Source organism: Leclercia sp. AS011, assembly GCF_037152535.1.
Lineage (GTDB): Bacteria > Pseudomonadota > Gammaproteobacteria > Enterobacterales > Enterobacteriaceae > Enterobacter.
Window position 1 is genome coordinate 2,055,439 of record NZ_JBBCMA010000001.1, and the last position, 19,366, is coordinate 2,074,804.

14 protein-coding genes are annotated in these 19,366 nt (G+C 59.9%); 9 read left to right on the top strand and 5 right to left on the bottom strand.

The annotated features are described in order from the left end of the window. Nucleotides 1–4: 4 nt before the first annotated feature. Nucleotides 5–943, bottom strand: coding sequence for a beta-aspartyl-peptidase (gene iaaA / locus WFO70_RS09785; protein WP_337015884.1), 939 nt, complete (start codon nucleotides 941–943; stop codon nucleotides 5–7). A gap of 189 nt (nucleotides 944–1,132) precedes the next feature. Between iaaA and moeA the strand changes: the two genes are divergently transcribed. Next, complete coding sequence (gene moeA / locus WFO70_RS09790; RefSeq protein ID WP_337015885.1) at nucleotides 1,133–2,365, top strand: molybdopterin molybdotransferase MoeA; 1,233 nt, start codon at nucleotides 1,133–1,135, stop codon at nucleotides 2,363–2,365. 2 nt (nucleotides 2,366–2,367) lie between these two features. Continuing rightward, a complete protein-coding gene (gene moeB, locus WFO70_RS09795; RefSeq protein WP_337015886.1) occupies nucleotides 2,368–3,120 on the top strand; it encodes a molybdopterin-synthase adenylyltransferase MoeB in 753 nt (250 codons plus the stop codon). A gap of 86 nt (nucleotides 3,121–3,206) precedes the next feature. Here the strand turns inward: moeB and fsa are convergent, their stop codons facing one another. Further along, on the bottom strand, nucleotides 3,207–3,869 hold the full coding sequence (gene fsa, locus WFO70_RS09800; RefSeq protein ID WP_337015888.1) for a fructose-6-phosphate aldolase: 663 nt from the start codon (nucleotides 3,867–3,869) through the stop codon (nucleotides 3,207–3,209). A 127-nt stretch (nucleotides 3,870–3,996) separates the two neighbouring features. Here fsa and WFO70_RS09805 point away from each other — a divergent pair, with 127 nt between their 5' ends. From WFO70_RS09805 to WFO70_RS09820, 4 genes are all read left to right on the top strand, one after another. Then, on the top strand, nucleotides 3,997–4,896 hold the full coding sequence (locus WFO70_RS09805; protein ID WP_337015889.1) for a glycyl-radical enzyme activating protein: 900 nt from the start codon (nucleotides 3,997–3,999) through the stop codon (nucleotides 4,894–4,896). 4 nt (nucleotides 4,897–4,900) lie between these two features. Beyond that, entirely contained in the window at nucleotides 4,901–7,333 is a 2,433-nt protein-coding gene (locus WFO70_RS09810) for a formate C-acetyltransferase/glycerol dehydratase family glycyl radical enzyme (protein ID WP_337015890.1), read from the top strand. A 167-nt stretch (nucleotides 7,334–7,500) separates the two neighbouring features. After that, the gene (locus tag WFO70_RS09815) at nucleotides 7,501–8,316 is read left to right on the top strand and encodes a Cof-type HAD-IIB family hydrolase (protein WP_337015891.1); all 816 of its coding nucleotides are present in this window, start codon (nucleotides 7,501–7,503) and stop codon (nucleotides 8,314–8,316) included. Nucleotides 8,317–8,467: 151 nt separating this feature from the next. Beyond that, nucleotides 8,468–9,730, top strand: coding sequence for a DUF1479 domain-containing protein (locus WFO70_RS09820; RefSeq protein WP_337015892.1), 1,263 nt, complete (start codon nucleotides 8,468–8,470; stop codon nucleotides 9,728–9,730). Here WFO70_RS09820 and WFO70_RS09825 read toward each other — a convergent pair. Next, nucleotides 9,727–10,800, bottom strand: a complete 1,074-nt coding sequence (locus tag WFO70_RS09825; RefSeq protein WP_337015893.1) for a LacI family DNA-binding transcriptional regulator — start codon at nucleotides 10,798–10,800, stop codon at nucleotides 9,727–9,729. The two genes, WFO70_RS09820 and WFO70_RS09825, sit on opposite strands and share 4 nt — an antisense overlap. 266 nt (nucleotides 10,801–11,066) lie before the next feature. Here WFO70_RS09825 and WFO70_RS09830 point away from each other — a divergent pair, with 266 nt between their 5' ends. Both WFO70_RS09830 and WFO70_RS09835 read left to right on the top strand, forming a co-directional pair. Next, on the top strand, nucleotides 11,067–12,368 hold the full coding sequence (locus tag WFO70_RS09830; RefSeq protein WP_337015895.1) for an MFS transporter: 1,302 nt from the start codon (nucleotides 11,067–11,069) through the stop codon (nucleotides 12,366–12,368). A gap of 17 nt (nucleotides 12,369–12,385) precedes the next feature. Further along, nucleotides 12,386–14,749 (top strand): glycoside hydrolase family 31 protein, encoded by a 2,364-nt coding sequence (locus WFO70_RS09835; protein ID WP_337015896.1) that lies wholly within the window; start codon nucleotides 12,386–12,388, stop codon nucleotides 14,747–14,749. A gap of 181 nt (nucleotides 14,750–14,930) precedes the next feature. Here the strand turns inward: WFO70_RS09835 and WFO70_RS09840 are convergent, their stop codons facing one another. Next, nucleotides 14,931–16,526: an ABC-F family ATPase gene (locus WFO70_RS09840; protein ID WP_337015897.1), complete on the bottom strand. Its 1,596-nt coding sequence runs from the start codon at nucleotides 16,524–16,526 to the stop codon at nucleotides 14,931–14,933. 219 nt (nucleotides 16,527–16,745) lie between these two features. Between WFO70_RS09840 and ldtB the strand changes: the two genes are divergently transcribed. Further along, entirely contained in the window at nucleotides 16,746–17,666 is a 921-nt protein-coding gene (gene ldtB, locus WFO70_RS09845; protein ID WP_337015898.1) for a L,D-transpeptidase, read from the top strand. Nucleotides 17,667–18,285: 619 nt separating this feature from the next. On the opposite strand, the gene WFO70_RS09850 is transcribed toward ldtB, so the two are convergent. Next, complete coding sequence (locus WFO70_RS09850; protein WP_337015899.1) at nucleotides 18,286–19,326, bottom strand: aldo/keto reductase; 1,041 nt, start codon at nucleotides 19,324–19,326, stop codon at nucleotides 18,286–18,288. Nucleotides 19,327–19,366 lie beyond the last annotated feature (40 nt).

Below are 19,366 nucleotides of genomic sequence, written 5' to 3' on the forward strand. Positions count from 1 at the left end.
CCCCTTATTCACGGTAAATTCCGGTGCTCGGCGTATCGCCGGCATAGCCCCAGGCACGGTACATGCCTTCGCTGTTGAACGGTAATGCCACGTTGCCCTCGCGATCGACGGCAATCAGTCCGCCGCTGCCCTCCAGCGCCGGAAGTTTTTCCATCACCACCCGCTCGCAGGCTTCGGCCAGGCTTAAGCCGCCGTAGTCCATCAGCGCGGCGATGTCATAGGCGGCCAGGGTGCGAATAAACACTTCCCCGGTGCCGGTACAGGAGACCGCCACGCTGGCGTTATTGGCATAGCAGCCCGCGCCGGGCAACGGGCTGTCGCCCACCCGACCGGGCAGTTTGTTGGTCATCCCGCCGGTAGAGGTGGCGGCGGCCAGGTTCCCGGCCTTGTCCAGCGCCACCGCGCCGACGGTGCCCGTTTTTGTCGATTCATCCAGCGGGGCAGCGTGATCGAGCCGGGTCTCCCCTGCGCTGCGCGCCGCCAGCAGCTGCTGATAGCGTTCGGGAGTGGAGAAAATATCTGGTGAAACCGCCTCCATGCCGTGGGCAAAGGCGAATTTTTCTGCCCCCTCGCCCACCAGCAGGACGTGCGGGCTCTGCTCCATCACCAGACGGGCAGCCAGCACCGGATTGCGCAGATGGCTGACCCCGGCCACGGCCCCCGCTTTCAGGGTTACGCCGTCCATCACGCAGGCATCCAGCTCATGGGTTTCGTCGCGGGTAAACACCGCGCCAATCCCGGCGTTAAACAGGGGGCACTCCTCCAGCAGGCGTACCGCTTCGGTCACCACATCCAGCGCGCTCTCCCCCGCCTCCAGCATCCGCTGGCCGGTTTCTACGATCGACGAGAGCGCCTCGATGTAGCGCCTCTCCTGTTCCTGACTGAGCTGCGCCCGGGTAATTGCCCCTGCGCCGCCGTGGATCGCGATCACTGCATTCCCCATCTACCTCACCTTTGCGGGCGTAACTGCCGCTTTTTCTATAAATATCATTATCGTTGCCGGAACTTCAGATGATTTTTGAATATAGAAAGACGCAACTGTGATGTAAAGGCTAAGCCCATGGTGTCATACAGTTAAGGGCACTTTTCTGCCATAATGGCCGCCTTCGTTATTCTCTCCCTGGAGTGACCCATGGATTTTACCGCCGGACTGATGCCGCTTGAGACGGCACTCACCCAGATGCTCGATCGACTTTCCCCCCTGTCAGAGCAGGAAACCCTGCCGCTGCTGCGCTGTTTTGGCCGCGTGACCGCCGCCGACATCGTCTCCCCCCTCAACGTACCGGGTTTTGATAACTCGGCGATGGACGGCTACGCCGTACGGCTGGCGGATCTGGCGGCAGGTGCCGCGCTGCCGGTGGCGGGTAAAGCCTTTGCCGGTCAACCCTTCCAGGGTGAATGGCCAGCCGGGAGCTGCATCCGCATCATGACCGGGGCCCCGGTACCTGCGGGTTGCGACGCGGTGGTGATGCAGGAGGAGACCGCGCAGAACGACGACGGCGTGCGCTTTACCGCCAGCGTGAAGCCGGGACAAAACATCCGTCGCAGCGGAGAGGACATTACCCTGGGTGCCACCGTCTTCCCGGCGGGCACCCGGCTGACCGCAGCCGAGCTGCCGGTGCTGGCCTCACTGGGTATTGCGGAGATTGCCGTGGTGCGCAAGGTGCGGGTGGCGCTGTTCTCCACCGGCGACGAGCTTCAGCTCCCGGGCCAGCCGCTGGCCGAGGGGCAGATCTACGACACCAACCGTCTGGCGGTGCACCTGATGCTGGAGCAGCTGGGCTGCGAGGTGATCAATCTCGGGATTATCCCGGACGATCCGCAAAAACTGCGTGACGCCTTTATTGAAGCGGATCGCGTGGCCGACGTGGTGCTCAGCTCCGGCGGCGTGTCGGTAGGCGAAGCGGACTACACCAAAACGATTCTCGATGAGCTGGGCGAGATTGGCTTCTGGAAGCTGGCCATCAAGCCGGGCAAACCTTTTGCCTTTGGCAAACTGCCGAACAGCTGGTTCTGCGGCCTGCCGGGGAACCCGGTCTCTGCGGCGCTGACGTTCTATCAGCTGGTGCAGCCGCTGCTGGCGAAGCTCTCCGGCAACCAGGGGCACGGCCTGCCCGCCCGCCAGCGCGTGCGCGCCGCCACCCGGCTGAAAAAATCACCGGGTCGTCTCGACTTCCAGCGCGGCATTCTGGCGCGTAACGCCGACGGCGAACTGGAGGTGCGTACCACCGGCCATCAGGGCTCGCATATTTTCAGCTCCTTCAGCCAGGGCAACTGCTTTATCGTGCTTGAGCGCGAGCGCGGCAACGTGGAAGCGGGCGAGTGGGTTGAGGTTGAGCCGTTTAACGCGCTGTTTGGGGGCTAACCATGACGGTGGAACTGAGCGACCAGGAGATGCTGCGCTACAATCGCCAGATTGTACTGCGCGGCTTTGATTTCGACGGGCAGGAAGCGTTGAAAGCGGCCAACGTGCTGGTGGTCGGCCTCGGCGGGCTGGGCTGCGCGGCGGCGCAGTATCTGGCGGCGGCAGGCGTTGGGCGCATGACGCTGCTCGATTTCGACACCGTGTCGGTGTCCAATCTGCAACGCCAGACCCTGCACAGTGACGCGACGGTTGACCAGCCGAAGGTGGTGTCGGCCCATGCGGCGCTGACGCGCATCAACCCCAACGTTCAGTTCACCCTGATTGACGCCATGCTGGACGACGACGCGCTGTTTGCGCAGATTGCTCTGCACGATCTGGTGCTCGACTGCACCGACAACGTCGCTATCCGTAATCAGCTCAACGCGGGCTGTTTTGCCCATAAAACCCCGCTGGTTTCCGGGGCGGCGATCCGCATGGAGGGGCAGATCAGCGTCTTCACTTACGCCGAGGGTGACCCCTGCTACCGCTGCCTGAGCCGCCTGTTTGGCGAGAACGCCCTGACCTGCGTGGAAGCCGGGGTGATGGCCCCGCTGGTGGGGGTGATAGGTTCGATGCAGGCGATGGAAGCCATCAAGGTGTTGACCCGTTACGGCACGCCCGCAGCGGGGAAAATCGTGATGTACGATGCGATGACCTGCCAGTTCCGCGAGATGAAGCTGATGCGTAACCCGGGGTGTGAGGTTTGTAGCCAGTAAAAAAGTCGGGTGGCGGCTTCGCCTTACCCGACCTACAACGGCTCGAACGTAGGCCGGGTAAGCGCCAGCGCCACCCGGCAAACCCGTCAGATAGACGTCCGTCCAAACGCCCCCTGCCAGTCCTGCTCGAACTTCGCAATGGCCGCATCCACCGCCGGAGAGGTAATCAACTGTTGGGCCACGTCCAGCGGCAGGGTGATGGATTCACAGCCTGCCAGCAGGCAATCCAGCGCCTGGCGCGGGGTTTTGAAGCTCGCCGCCAGCACTTTTGACTGGGGCGCGTGGAGCGTCAGCAGCTGCTGCAGCTCGGCCACCGTCTGGATCCCGTCTCCGCCCTGAGCATCCACGCGGTTCACGTACGGGGCGACATACTCCGCCCCCGCCAGCGCCGCCAGCATCCCCTGCGCCGCGCTGTAGACCGCAGTCCCCAGGGTCGGCACCCCTTGCGCTTTCAGCATTTTGATGGCCGCCAGCCCTTCCGCCGTGACCGGCACTTTCACCACCAGATCGGCAACGATACCGCGCAGCTTCAGCGCGTCTTCCACCATCCCTTCGGCAGTGGGGGCCATCACCTGGGCAAACAGACGCCCCTGACCGCCCATCGCCTCCTGCAGCTGAGGCAGTAACACCTCGATCGGCGTTTTGCCTGCGGCAACAATGCTTGGGTTAGTGGTGACGCCAGCCAGCGGAAACACGCGGGCCAGTTTTTTAACAGCAACAACGTCAGATGTGTCGAGATACAGTTCCATGATCGGGTCCTCAAAAATGACTATGCCGTAACCCTATCACGGTAAAACCTGCCCCGGAGTTGATTTGCGTCAAGATAACTTTCATTCGAAAGTAATTTAATCTTCATACGCAACAAGAGGCGACATTATGATCTTCAACATTCAGCGTTATTCGACCCACGACGGCCCTGGTATTCGTACCGTGGTCTTTATGAAAGGCTGCTCGCTGGGCTGCCGCTGGTGTCAGAATCCGGAGAGCCGCGCCCGGTCGCGGGACCTGCTGTTCGACGCTCGCCTGTGTCTGGAGGGGTGCAACCTCTGTCAGCAAAAAGCGCCTGCGGTCATCGACCGGACGCTGAATGGCCTGGTGATCCACCGCGAAAAACTCGACGACGGTCATCTGGATGCCCTCACCGACTGCTGCCCGACCCAGGCCCTGACCGTCTGCGGCGAGGAGCAGCAGGTGGAGGAGATTATGGCCACCGTCCTGCGTGATAAACCCTTTTACGATCGCAGCGGCGGCGGGATCACCCTCTCCGGCGGCGAACCCTTTATGAACCCGGACCTGGCGCGTCAGCTGTTCCAGACCAGCCACGATCAGGGCATTCACACCGCGGTGGAAACCTGCCTGCATGTGCCCTGGCACTATATCGAGCCGTCATTACCTTACATCGATCTGTTTCTCGCTGACCTGAAACATGTGGACAGCGCGGTGTTTAAGCAGTGGACCGACGGCTCCGCCAGACGGGTGCTGGATAACCTCAAACGCCTGGCCGCGGCGGGAAAACAGCTCACCATTCGCGTGCCGCTGATCCAGGGCTTTAACGCCGATGAGGCCTCGATTACCGCCATCACCAATTTTGCCGCCGACGAACTGAACGTCCGCGACATCCATTTTTTGCCGTACCACACGCTGGGCATGAACAAATACACCCTGCTCGGCCAACCCTACTCTGCCCCAGATAAACCGCTCGATAACCCTGCTTTACTGGGCTTTGCCCGGCAGTATGCCGCCCGGAAAGGGTTAACCGCGACCTTACGAGGATAATATTATGACACAGCTGAATCTTACTACCCTGAGCGATCGCATTAAGGCACATAAAACGGCCCTGGTCCACATCGTTAAGCCGCCGGTCTGTACCGAGCGTGCGCAGCACTACACCGAAATGTACCAGCAGCACATGGACAAGCCGATCCCGGTACGTCGCGCCCTGGCGCTGGCGCATCACCTGGCCGAGCGCACCATCTGGATCAAACATGACGAGCTGATTATCGGCAACCAGGCCAGCGAAGTGCGCGCCGCGCCGATCTTCCCGGAATACACCGTCTCCTGGATTGAGAAAGAGATCGACGATCTCGCCGACCGCCCGGGCGCGGGCTTTGCGGTGAGCGAAGAGAACAAACGCGTTCTGCATGAGCTCTGCCCATGGTGGCGTGGCCAGACGGTGCAGGATCGCTGCTACGGTATGTTCACCGACGAACAGAAAGGTCTGCTGGAAACCGGCATTATCAAAGCCGAAGGCAACATGACCTCCGGCGATGCGCACCTGGCGGTGAACTTCCCGCTGGTACTGGAGAAAGGCCTCGACGGCTTGCGCCACAAGGTGGACGAGCGCCGCTCCCGCATTAACCTCACCTGCCTGGAAGATCTGCACGGCGACCAGTTCCTGAAAGCGATTGATATCGTGCTGGAAGCGGTGAGTCTGCATATCGAACGCTTTGCCGATCTGGCGCGTGAGATGGCTTCAACCGAAACCCGTGAAAGCCGCCGCGACGAGCTGCTGGCAATAGCGGAAAACTGCGATGTGATTGCTCACGAGCCGCCAAAAACCTTCTGGCAGGCGCTGCAGCTGTGCTACTTCATCCAGCTGATTTTGCAGATTGAGTCCAACGGCCACTCGGTGTCGTTTGCCCGTATGGACCAGTATCTCTATCCGTACTACCGTCGCGACGTGGAGCTGAACCAGACCCTGGATCGTGAGCACGCCATTGAGCTGCTGCACAGCTGCTGGCTGAAGCTGCTGGAAGTGAACAAGATCCGCTCCGGCTCGCACTCCAAAGCCTCTGCTGGCAGCCCGCTGTACCAGAACGTCACCATCGGCGGCCAGACGCTGGTCAACGGTGAACCGATGGACGCGGTCAACCCGCTCTCCTACGCCATTCTGGAGTCCTGCGGCCGTCTGCGCTCCACCCAGCCAAACCTGAGCGTGCGCTACCACGCGGGCATGAGCAACGACTTCCTCGACGCCTGCGTGCAGGTGATCCGTTGCGGCTTCGGGATGCCTGCCTTCAATAACGATGAGATCGTGATCCCGGAATTCATCAAGCTCGGCATCGAAAAAGCGGATGCCTACGACTACGCCGCCATCGGCTGTATCGAAACCGCGGTCGGCGGCAAGTGGGGCTACCGCTGCACCGGCATGAGCTTTATCAACTTCGCCCGGGTGATGCTGGCGGCGCTGGAAGGCGGCCGCGATGCCACCAGCGGTAAAGTGTTCCTGCCGCAGGTCAAAGCCCTTTCCGAAGGCAACTTTAATAACTTCGACGAGGTGATGGCCGCCTGGGATCGCCAGATCAAATACTACACCCGCAAATCCATTGAGATTGAGTACGTGGTGGACACCATGCTGGAAGAAAACGTCCACGACATTCTCTGCTCGGCGCTGGTAGACGACTGCATTGAGCGCGCGAAGAGCATCAAGCAGGGCGGCGCGAAGTATGACTGGGTCTCCGGCCTGCAGGTGGGGATCGCCAACCTCGGTAACAGCCTGGCGGCGGTGAAGAAGCTGGTCTTCGATCAGGGCGCTATCGGTCAGCAGCAGCTGGCCGCGGCGCTGGCGGATGACTTTGAGGGGCTGACCCACGAACAGCTGCGTCAGCGTCTGATCAACGGCGCACCGAAGTACGGTAACGACGATGACAGCGTGGATCTGCTGCTGGCTCGCGCCTATCAGACTTACATCGAGGAGCTGAAGCAGTACCACAACCCGCGCTACGGCCGCGGCCCGATCGGCGGCAACTACTACGCCGGCACCTCGTCTATCTCCGCCAACGTACCTTTTGGTGCGGCGACCATGGCGACACCGGACGGGCGTAAAGCGCACACTCCGCTGGCGGAAGGGGCAAGCCCGTCTTCCGGTACCGACCACCTCGGCCCGACGGCGGTCATTGGCTCTGTCGGCAAACTGCCCACCGAAGCCATTCTGGGTGGCGTGCTGCTGAACCAGAAGCTCAACCCGGCGACGCTGGATAACGACAGCGACCGCCAGAAGCTGATGGTGCTGCTGCGCACCTTCTTCGAGGTGCATAAAGGCTGGCACATCCAGTACAACATCGTCTCCCGCGAGACGCTGCTGGACGCGAAGAAACACCCGGACCAGTATCGTGACCTGGTGGTACGTGTGGCGGGTTACTCGGCGTTCTTCACCGCCCTGTCGCCGGATGCGCAGGACGATATTATCGCCCGTACCGAGCATACGCTGTAAAAAAACGCCCGGTGGCGCTGCGCTTACCGGGCCTACAATTCTCCCCGTAGGCCGGGTAAGGCGAAGCCCCCACCCGGCTTTCTGACTTTCATTCGAAATTAAATTTGTGCTCCACGTCACCTTGTTATTAGAATGTTTCAATACGCAGTGATTCAGGAGCGCAATGTATGACCGTAAAAGTTATCGTCACCGATATGGACGGAACTTTCCTTGATGATGCCAAGCAGTACGATCGAGACCGCTTTCAGGCACAGTTTGAGCAGCTTAAAGCCCGTAATATCGAATTCGTTGTCGCCAGCGGCAACCAGTATTACCAGCTGATCTCCTTCTTCCCGGAGCTGAAATCGCAGATCTCTTTTGTGGCGGAAAACGGCGCACTGGTGTTCGATCACGGCGAGCAGATTTTCCATGGCGAGCTGACGAAGCACGAGTCGCAGATTGTGATTGGCGAGCTGCTGAAAGACCCCGCCCTGAACTTCGTTGCCTGCGGGCTGGAAAGCGCTTACGTCAGCGACCAGGCACCCGAGGCGTTCGTCGCGCTGATGTCAAAACACTACCATCGCTTAAAACGCGTCAGCGACTATCGTGACATTGACGACGTGCTGTTTAAGTTCTCCCTGAACCTGCCCGACAGCGATATCCCGAACCTGATTGACGCTCTGCACGTCTCTCTCGACGGCATCATGAAGCCGGTGACCAGCGGATTTGGTTTTGTCGATCTGATCATTCCCGGCCTGCATAAAGCCAACGGCCTCAGCCGCCTGCTGAAGCGCTGGCATATCTCCCCGCAGGCGTGCGTGGCGATTGGCGACAGCGGTAACGACGCCGAAATGCTGAAGTTTGCCCACTACTCCTTTGCGATGGGCAACGCGGGCGAGAGCATTAAAGCCCTCACCCGCTATCAGACCGACGACAATAACCACCAGGGCGCGCTGAATGTGATTCAGGCCGTCCTCGATAACACCCCGCCTTTCAGCCACTGATCCTCCCGCCGGAGCCTGCTCCGGCGAACCTCTCCTCTTTCTCTCCGGGTTGTGCACTTCATCAAGTTTTTTAACTTGCTTTAACTTATTTTTAACCTAAAGTATCACTTGTAATCACTTTTACTTTCGAATGAAAGATAGCGAGGCTGTTATGTCCTTAACCTTTACCAGTGAAACCTTGCCTGCCGACCACAAAGCGGCGATCCGCCAGATGAAACGCGAGCTGCGGGCGCAGATCGGCGACGTGCAGGCGGTGTTCAATCGCCTGAGCGATAAGATTGCCAGCCGGGTGGCAGAAATTAACGCCCTGAAAAGCAAAGGCGATCCTGTCTGGCCGGTGATCCCCTTTGCCGACGTGCAGAGCGGTAACATCAGCCCGGAACAGCGCGAGGCGGTTAAGCGCCGCGGCTGTGCGGTGATCAAAGGTCATTTCCCGCGTGAGCAGGCGCTGGCGTGGGATAACGCGATGCTCGACTATCTGGATCTCAACCGTTTTGATGAGGTTTACAAAGGCCCGGGGGATAACTTCTTCGGCAGCCTGGCCGCGTCGCGCCCGGAGATCTACCCGATCTACTGGTCACACGCGCAGATGGAGGCCCGCCAGAGCGAGCGGATGGCGCAGGTGCAGTCGTTCCTGAACCGTCTGTGGACCTTTGAAAGCAACGGCAAACAGTGGTTCAACCCGGACGTGAGCGTGATCTACCCGGATCGCATTCGCCGCCGTCCGCCGGGAACCACCTCGAAAGGCCTCGGAGCGCACACCGACTCCGGCGCGCTGGAGCGCTGGCTGCTTCCGGCCTATCAGCAGGTCTTCGCCCGGGTGTTTGATGGCAATGTCGATCAGTACGATCCGTGGAATGCCGCGCACCGTACTGAAGTGGAAGAGTACACCGTGGATAACACCACCAAGTGCTCAGTGTTCCGCACCTTCCAGGGCTGGACCGCGCTCTCCGACATGATCCCGGATCAAGGCCTGCTGCACGTGGTGCCGATCCCGGAGGCGATGGCGTATATCCTGCTGCGTCCGCTGCTGGACGACGTGCCGGAAGATGAACTCTGCGGCGTGGCACCGGGGCGCGTACTGCCGATCTCGGAGAAGTGGCATCCGCTGCTGATCGAAGCCTTAACCAGCATTCCGGCGCTGGAAGCGGGTGATTCCGTATGGTGGCACTGCGATGTGATCCACTCGGTGGCCCCGGTTGAGAACCAGCAGGGCTGGGGCAACGTGATGTACATCCCGGCGGCACCGATGTGCGAGAAAAACCTCGCCTACGCGAAGAAGGTCAAAGCGGCGCTGGAAACCGGCGCCTCGCCGGGGGATTTCCCGCGCGAGGATTATGAGGCTGACTGGCAGTCGCGCTTCACCACAGCTGATTTGAACATCCACGGCAAGCGCGCGCTGGGCATGGCTTAAGCGTCGTACAGCCCGTCCCGCTCCACGGCGGTGCGTCGTTTCCCCTGACGTATCCGCCGTACCGACTCCCGCACGGCCAGGGTGCCATTAAGCAACAGCGTTCCGACCGGCGCGTCCGGGCGCATCAGCCGGTGCTGGAGCATATGCACCGCTTCCGTTCCCAGCTCATCGCGCGGCACATGCACCGCCGTTAAGGGCACATCCTGAATCGCCGCCAGATTAAAACCGTCAATGCTCATCACCGAGACATCCTGCGGCACGCGCAGGCCGTGCTTCTGGAGGGCGCTGATGGTGCCCGCCGCCATAAAATCGCCGCCGACCAGAAACGCCGTCGGCAGCGCGTTATCCGGCGTCTGGCTGAGCCAGGCGCTGACCTGCTGCTCAGTCTCTCTGGCGCTAAAGCTCGGCACCACCAGCAGATCGCGCCTGTCGTTGAATGTGAGGTTGTGCCCCTGCCAGGCATCGCGGATCCCCGCCAGCCGCAGCTCCATGGTGTAACGCCGCAGGCAGAGGACGTTCAGTACTTCCCGGTGCCCCATCTCGAACAGGTATTCCGCCGCCAGCTCACCGATGGCACGGTGATCCGGGGAGACGGCGGGCAGACGCTGGCGTCGGTCGCGGCAGTTGATCAGCATGCAGGGTTTACCCACATCCACGGCGAGATCGTGGATGTGCGGATCGTCGATCCCCAGCAGAATGGCGGCCTGGGTCTCCGCTTCGTTCATCCGGGTCAGAAACAGCTGGGCATCACTGTCGAACTCCTCCAGCGCGCAGTAGCGCAGCCTCACCTCATGCAGGCCGAGGGCTTTGCTCATGCTCTGGATCACCCGGTAATAGAAGATGTCGGACCGCTCGTCAAAGGCGCGCTGGGGCGCAAACACCACCAGGCTGTTGAGCAGCAGCCGTCCGGCGGCCATGCCCTCCATCACCCCCAGCTCCCGGGCGCAGGCCAGCACTTTGCTGCGGGCGGCGGGGCTGGTGTTGGCTTTTCCGGCCAGCACCCTCGACACCGTGCTGACCGAAAGCTGGGTACGGGCGGCAATTTGCGCGATTTTTAGCCTTTTCTCCATTCTGTGATCTTGCCCCGATTGTTAAATGAATAAATTTTCATGACGTAGAAATTACGTCATAACTGGCTCAACCAGCATCATCGCAAACTATTGATAACGTTTATGAGAAAACTTGCACAAAATCCGCTACTGCTGACGCTTTTTCTGTCTTAAGTTCAATTTGTCACACAGCTTCCATACTAGTTGTATAGCAACACCATCAAAAACGACAAAGCGGTGTGACACCCTAACCTCCGTACCCCTACAGTCCGTCTGGAGACAGAACAATGAGTCAGGACATCAATCACACCGTCGCGGTCGGCAAAACCCGCCGCGTCATCAAAAACCTGCGCTGGTATGTGCTGGTTCTGTTTTTGCTGGGCGTCACCGTTAACTACATCACCCGTAACTCGTTAGGCATTCTTGCCCCGGAACTGAAAGAGAGCCTCGGCATTACCACGGAACAGTACTCGTGGATTGTCGGTGCCTTCCAGCTCGCCTACACCCTCTTCCAGCCGCTGTGTGGCTGGTTAATCGACGTCATTGGTCTGAAGATTGGCTTTATGGTCTGCGCCGGGATCTGGGCGCTGATGTGTATCTTCCACGCGGGTGCCGGAAGCTGGCTGCACCTGGCTATTCTGCGCTTCTTTATGGGCGCGTCCGAAGCCGCCGCGACCCCGGCGAACGCCAAAACCATCGGTGAATGGTTCCCGAAATCAGAGCGTCCCGTTGCCGCCGGTTGGGCGGGGGTGGGCTTCTCCATCGGGGCGATGCTGGCTCCGCCGATCATCTACTTTGCTCACGCCTCGTTCGGCTGGCAGGGCGCATTTATGTTTACCGGCGTGCTGGCGCTGCTGTGGGTGATCCTGTGGTGGGCGTTCTACCACAATCCGGAGCAGCACCCGAACCTGAGCAAGGACGAACTGGCGTTTATCAAGCAGGATAACGAACCGCCTGCGGTCAAACTGCCTTTCCTGACCGCGCTGAAAACCGTTTCGAAAAACAAACGTTTCTACGGTATCGCCATTACGGCCTTTATGGCGGAGCCGGCCTGGGCGGTGCTGAGCTTCTGGGTGCCGCTGTACCTCGCCAAAGAGCACGGCATGGATCTGAAGCAGATTGCGATGTTTGCCTGGCTGCCGTTCCTCGCCGCCGACCTCGGCAGCGTAGCGAGCGGCTACCTCACCCGTCTCTATACCCGCTGGTTCGGCTGCTCCCGCGTTAACTCGGTGGTGGCAAGCTCGGTCACCGGTGCCTTCCTGATGATCTCCTTAGGCATCGTCGCCCTCACCCGCGACCCCTACATCACCATTGCGCTGATCTCTATCGGCGGTTTCGGGCACCAGATTATCTCCTGCATGCTGAGCGCCCTGGTGGTGGAGTCGTTCGATAAAGGACAGATGGCGACGGTCAACGGCATGCGCGGCTCGGCGGCGTGGATCGCCAGCTTCCTCTTCTCTCTGTTAATCGGGGTGACCGCCGACAAAATCGGCTTTAACCCGCTCTTTATTGCCATGGGCTTCTTCGACCTGATTGGCGCTGTCTTCCTGGTAGCATTTATTGCTGAACGTCGCGCCAAGCGCGCCTGATAGTGGATGTATTGCATATGAAAACCCTGAAAAACTGGACCCTTGATACGCAGTCGGCAAACCATCTGGAACTGCTGGTCGATAATCAGCACCGCCTGTGCCTGTATGTGCTGGAAGAGAACCTGTTCCGCGTGCTGATCAAACGCAAAGGCGGGCTGGCGCTGGACCGCACCTGGAGCATCGCGCCGGAAAAAGACGTGCCGTGGGAGGGTCGCCGCCGTGACGATTTAAGCGGTTTCACCTGCCCGTCCTGGACGCTCACACAGCAGGGTGAGACGCTAACCGTGGCAACCGAACGGCTGCGCGTCACCGTCCACCAGCCGCTGTGGCTGGAGTGGCACTACCGCAATGAGGCGGGCGAGTGGCAGCCGCTGGTCAACGACCGTCCGACCAGCGCTTACCTGCTGAACGCCCACGGTGACGGCGTGGCGCACTACCTTAGCCGTCGTAAGAACGAGCGTTTTTATGGTCTGGGCGAGAAAGCGGGCGATCTGCAGCGCAACGGCAAACGCTACGAGATGCGTAACCTCGACGCCATGGGCTATAACGCCGCCAGCACCGACCCGCTGTACAAGCATATTCCGTTCACCCTCACCCGCCGGGATGACGTGAGTTACGGCCTGTTCTACGACAACCTGAGCAGCTGCTGGCTGGATCTGGGCAACGAGATCGACAACTACCACACTGCCTACCGCCGCTGGCAGGCGGAAGCGGGCGATATCGATTACTACATCTTTACCGGCAAGGGCGTGCTGGACGTCACCAAAGCCTTCGTGCGCCTGACCGGAAAAACGCTGTTCGGGCCAAAATGGAGCCTGGGCTACAGCGGCTCGACCATGCACTACACCGACGCGCCGGACGCGCAAAACCAGCTGATGAACTTCATCCGCCTGTGCGAAGAGCACGCCATTCCGTGCGACTCGTTCCAGCTCTCTTCCGGTTATACCTCCATCAACGGCAAGCGCTACGTCTTCAACTGGAACTATGACAAGGTGCCGCAGCCGAAGGTGATGAGCCAGGCATTCCACGATGCGGGCCTGCGGCTTGCGGCCAACATCAAGCCGTGCCTGCTGCAGGATCACCCGCGCTATAGCGAAGTGGCGGAGAGCGGCCTGTTCATTCGCGATTCAGAGACCGATGCGCCGGAACGTTCCAGCTTCTGGGATGACGAAGGATCGCACCTCGACTTTACCAACCCGCAGACGGTGCAGTGGTGGCAGAACGGCGTCACCACGCAGTTGCTGGAGATGGGCATCGACTCCACCTGGAACGACAACAACGAATATGAAGTGTGGGACGGGGAAGCCCGCTGTCACGGCTTTGGCAAGGAGATCGCCATTAAGCATATACGCCCGGTGATGCCGCTGCTGATGATGCGCGCCTCGCTGGAGGCGCAGCAGCGCTTTGCCCCGGAGAAGCGTCCGTATCTGATCTCCCGCTCCGGCTGCGCCGGGATGCAGCGCTACGTTCAGACCTGGAGCGGCGACAACCGCACCAGCTGGCAGACCCTGCGCTATAACATCCGCATGGGGCTTGGGATGAGCCTGTCCGGGCTGTTCAACATCGGTCACGACGTGGGCGGTTTCTCCGGTGACAAGCCGGACGCCGAGCTGTTCGTGCGCTGGGTGCAGAACGGCGTGATGCATCCACGCTTTACCATTCACTCGTGGAATGATGACCACACCGTGAACGAGCCGTGGATGTACCCGGGCGTGACCCCTGCCATTCGCGGTGCGATTGAGCTGCGCTACCGCCTGCTGCCCTATCTCTACACCCTGCTCTGGCAGGCGCACGCCGATGACGAGCCGATGCTGCGCCCGACCTTCCTCGACCACGAGCACGATGCGCAGACCTTCGAAGAGTGTGATGACTTCCTGCTGGGCCGCGACCTGCTGGTGGCCAGCGTGGTGGAGGCCGGACAGCGCGAGCGCCGTCTCTGGCTGCCGGATAACGAAACCGGCTGGTACGATTTCTATACTCAGGAGTGGTTCGCCGGTGGGCAGTGGATCGTCGTCGACGCGCCGCTGGAAAAACTGCCGCTGCTGGTGCGCGCCGGGGCCGGTCTGCCGCTGAGCGAACGTATTACCCATGTGAGCGCCGAGAAAGATGACACCCGCGAGCTGAAGCTGTTCCCGGTGAAGGGCGTCGGGACAACCACTGGCCTGCTGTTTGAAGATGACGGCGAAAGCTGGGGCTACCAGAACGGCAATGCGCTGTGGGTGGAGTGGGAAATGGTGTGTGACGGGGCAACCATCAACCTGAAGATCAACGGGCGCGGGGATTATCGTCCGGCGTGGAAAGCGCTGAAGGTGTCGTTACCGGTAGGGGAAAAACGTAAGCTGCTGGTGAACGGGGTTGAAGGGAGTGAGTGGGTGATGTAGTGCGGCCTGATGCCCTCACCCTCTCCCACTGGGAGAGGGAATAAAGGCACGACGCCTTTCCCTAAGTATTTCGCGCTGCAGGAAGGCGGCAAACCTGTAAATCCCCGGGAGCTTACATAAGTAAGTGACCGGGGTGAACAGGTGAAGCCAACGCATCTGCAGCGTGAAAGACGACGGGAAATTAGCTATCGATACCTTTGCTGCGCAGATAATCTTCGTAGTTGCCGCTGAAGTCCACCACGCGCTGTGGGGTAATTTCGATCACGCGGGTCGCCAGCGAGCTAACGAACTCACGGTCGTGAGAGACGAAGATCAGGGTGCCCTGATACATCTCCAGCGCCATGTTCAGCGATTCGATGGATTCCATGTCCAGGTGGTTGGTTGGTTCGTCCATCACCAGGATGTTCGGTTTCTGCATCATCAGCTTGCCGAACAGCATACGGCCCTTCTCACCACCGGAAAGCACCTTCGCCGGCTTTTTGATGTCGTCCTGGCTGAACAGCAGACGACCGAGGAAGCTGCGCACCACCTGCTCATCATCGCCTTCCTGCTTCCACTGGCTCATCCAGTCGAAGACGGTCAGATCGTTGTCGAAATCTTCGGCGTGATCCTGAGCGTAGTAACCAATCTGCGCATTCTCGGACCATTTCACGGTGCCGTGATCCGGGGCCAGTTCACCCACCAGGGTCTTCAGCATGGTGGATTTACCCACGCCGTTGGCACCGAGGATAGCGATCTTCTCGCCCACTTCCAGCAGCAGGTTGAAGTTCTTAAACAGCGGACCGTTGTCGAAGCCTTTTGACAGCTCTTCGACGGCCAGCGCGTTACGGAACAGCTTCTTGTCCTGCTCGAAGCGGATGAACGGGTTCTGACGGCTGGAGGCTTTCACTTCATCCAGCTTGATTTTGTCGATCTGACGGGCACGAGACGTTGCCTGACGCGATTTAGAGGCGTTGGCGCTGAAGCGGCTGACGAAGGATTGCAGGTCGGCAATCTGCGCCTTTTTCTTGGCGTTATCCGCCAGCAGACGCTCACGCGCCTGGGTCGCGGCGGTCATGTACTCATCGTAGTTGCCCGCGTAGACGCGCAGCTCGCCGTAGTCCAGATCCGCCATGTGGGTACAAACCATGTTCAGGAAGTGACGGTCGTGCGAGATGATGATCATGGTGCTGTTACGCTCATTCAGCGTCTGCTCCAGCCAGCGAATGGTATCGATGTCCAGGTTGTTCGTTGGTTCGTCGAGCAGCAGGATGTCCGGGTTAGAGAACAGCGCCTGGGCCAGCAGCACACGCAGCTTCCAGCCTGGCGCCACTTCGCTCATCAGACCGTAGTGCTGCTCAACGGGAATGCCCACGCCCAGCAGCAGTTCACCGGCACGGGACTCGGCAGAGTAGCCGTCCATTTCGCCGTACTGCACTTCGAGGTCGGCCACTTTATAGCCGTCTTCTTCGCTCATTTCGGCAAGACCGTAGATGCGGTCGCGCTCCTGCTTCACTTCCCACAGTTCACCGTGGCCCATGATCACCGTGTCGAGAACGGTGAACGCTTCAAAGGCGAACTGATCCTGACGCAGCTTACCGATGCGCTCGTTCGGATCGAGAGAAACGTTGCCCAGCGTCGGCTCTAAATCGCCGCCGAGGATCTTCATGAAGGTGGATTTTCCGCTACCGTTGGCACCAATCAGGCCGTAACGGTTGCCGCCGCCAAATTTGACGGAAATGTTTTCGAACAGCGGCTTACTGCCAAACTGCATAGTGACGTTGCTGGTAACTAACACGGGAGATTCCTGCGAGAAGTGTGATAAACCCGGCATTATGCCACAATTCCGAAATGAGATCCCGTGTAACAACGTAGCGCTAAACTTTAACGAAACGGAAAAAAGTGTGATTTAGTACACATCCGAATTCCATGCGGTCAGGAATGCACATATAATGCGCTCCCTGAACCGTTCAGACTTTTAAACAACCTGCCAAGTGGCACAGATACCTCGCACACCATGAATATTAAATTAACTTCGCTTTTTGCGGCGGCGTTTGCCGTAGTAGGGTTTTGCAAGACCGCTTCTGCTGTCACCTATCCACTGCCAACCGACGGTAGCCGTCTGGTGGGTCAGAACCAGGTTGTGACCGTTGAAGAGGGCAACAGCCAGCCGCTGGAATATTTCGCAGCTGAATACCAACTGGGCCTGTCCAACATGCTTGAGGCTAACCCGGGCGTCGATCCGTACCTGCCGAAGGGCGGTACCGTGCTGAACATTCCTCAGCAGCTGATCCTGCCGGACACCGTGCATGAAGGCATCGTCATCAACAGCGCCGAAATGCGTCTGTACTACTACCCGAAAGGCACCAACACCGTGATCGTGCTGCCAATCGGTATCGGCCAGCTCGGGAAAGATACCCCGATGAACTGGACCACCAAAGTTGAGCGTAAGAAAGCCGGCCCAACCTGGACCCCAACCGCCAAAATGCACGCCGAGTACATTGCCGCGGGCGAGCCGCTGCCAGCCGTTGTTCCTGCTGGCCCGGATAACCCGATGGGTCTGTATGCCCTGTACATCGGTCGTCTGTATGCGATCCACGGCACCAACGCCAACTTCGGTATCGGCCTGCGCGTGAGCCACGGCTGTGTGCGTCTGCGTAACGACGACATCAAGTTCCTGTTCGAGAACGTGCCGGTTGGCACCCGCGTGCAGTTCATCAACGAGCCGGTAAAAGCGACCACCGAGCCGGATGGCAGCCGTTACCTCGAAGTGCATAACCCGCTGTCCACCAGCGAAGATCAGATCGACAACAACGTCACCGTGCCGGTCACCCTGACCAGCAGCGTGCAGGCCATCACCAGCCAGCAGGACGTGGACGCGACCATCGTTGAGCAAGCGATCAACAACCGTTCCGGTATGCCGGTTCGTCTGAACTGATCGTACCAGGAACAATTCTGTCATCACAGTGGAATTGTTCCGTTCACTAAAGCTTCTCTGCTTTATGCCCATCCCGCTGCGGTGAACGTGTTAAGGGGGCTACCGCCGCCCCCTTAACAATCCCAGCTCCCGGCAAAGAAAATCGCCGCTTCGCGGTACCCTCAGCTTATTCCTTTCGGCTTTCGGGTCGGGCGCGATCCTACATCCATGTAGGTCACGCCCTCTCGGCGCATCCATGCGCCTCGCCCCGGCCTACAGGAAACGCTTCGGCGATTTTCAGCCGGACCAGGCGTCTCCTCAACCTTCTCAGCTGCCTGAATGTGGCACAGGTGTTGAGTCCCCGCTGAAATCGGCGAGCCGGAGACCGGATGACCAGGGCTGGACGCCATGGATGGCGGCCAGAGGCGAAGCGAGACAGGACGTCGAGTTGAGCCGACCGCAGGCAGCAGGTCGGGAGGTGAGCGCAGTGCGAAGCACCGATTTCGTTGCGGGCCGCGGGGATTGAAAAGGGGGCCGCGGTGGCCCCCTTTTCACGTTCACAGGTTCTGGAATGTCATATTCTGGTGGACATAAGGTGAACGGAACACGCCACCGAACTTAATCAGAAAACAATAAAAGATTACTGCTGCGCCAGCTGATTACGGCGATACTCCCCCTGCCGTTCCAGCATCCAGCCCGGGTATTCCCGCGGCAGCGCGCTCACCGCATCCAGCTGTTTCAACTCCTCGTCGCTGAGGTGAATCTGGGTCGCGGCAATGTTGTCATCCAGCTGATCCACCCGTTTCGCCCCCACAATCACGCTGCTGACCACCGGCTGATGGAGCAGCCAGGCGAGGGCAATCTGCGCTACAGAAACCCCTTTGCTGTCGGCAATGTGGCGCATCACGTCCACGCAATCAAAGGCCCGCGCTTTATCCACCGGCGGGAAGTCAAACTCCTGGCGACGGCCACCGCCCTGCACCTGCCCGTCGCGGCTATATTTGCCGCTCAGCAAGCCGCCCGCCAGCGGGCTCCAGACCATCAGCCCGACACCTTCGCTTTGCAGCATCGGCACCAGCTCGCGCTCCAGATCGCGGCCCGCAAGGGTGTAGTAAGCCTGCAGGGAGGCAAAACGGGCCAGCCCCAGCCGCTCGGAGATGCCCAGCGCCTTCATGATTTGCCACGCCGCCCAGTTGGATACCCCGATGTAACGCACATGCCCGTGCTGGACGAGGTTGTCCAGGGCATAGAGCGTCTCTTCAATCGGGGTGGCCGGGTCAAAGCCGTGCAGCTGATAGAGATCGATATGATCCAGCTGCATGCGCCGCAGGCTCTCTTTCACGCTGCCGATGATGTGATGACGGGAACTGCCGCGGGAGTTGACCCCGGCGGTACCCGTCTCGCCAAAGACTTTGGTTGCAACGACCACGTTCTCGCGCGGTATCTTCAGATTTTTCAGCGCCTGGCCGGTGATCGCTTCCGAACGCCCTTCGGAATAGACGTTGGCGGTATCGATAAAATTGATCCCCGCGTCCAGCGCGCGGCCCACCAGCTGCTCGGCCTCCTGCTGCTGGAGCTGGCCAATCTTGCCCCACATGCCGCCTTCGCCGCCGAAGGTCATGGTGCCGAGGCAGAGCTCAGAAACAAACAGGCCGGTATTACCCAGTTTTTGATATCGCATTTGACGCTCCTCGTGTGTTGAGTACCCGATAGTTATACCC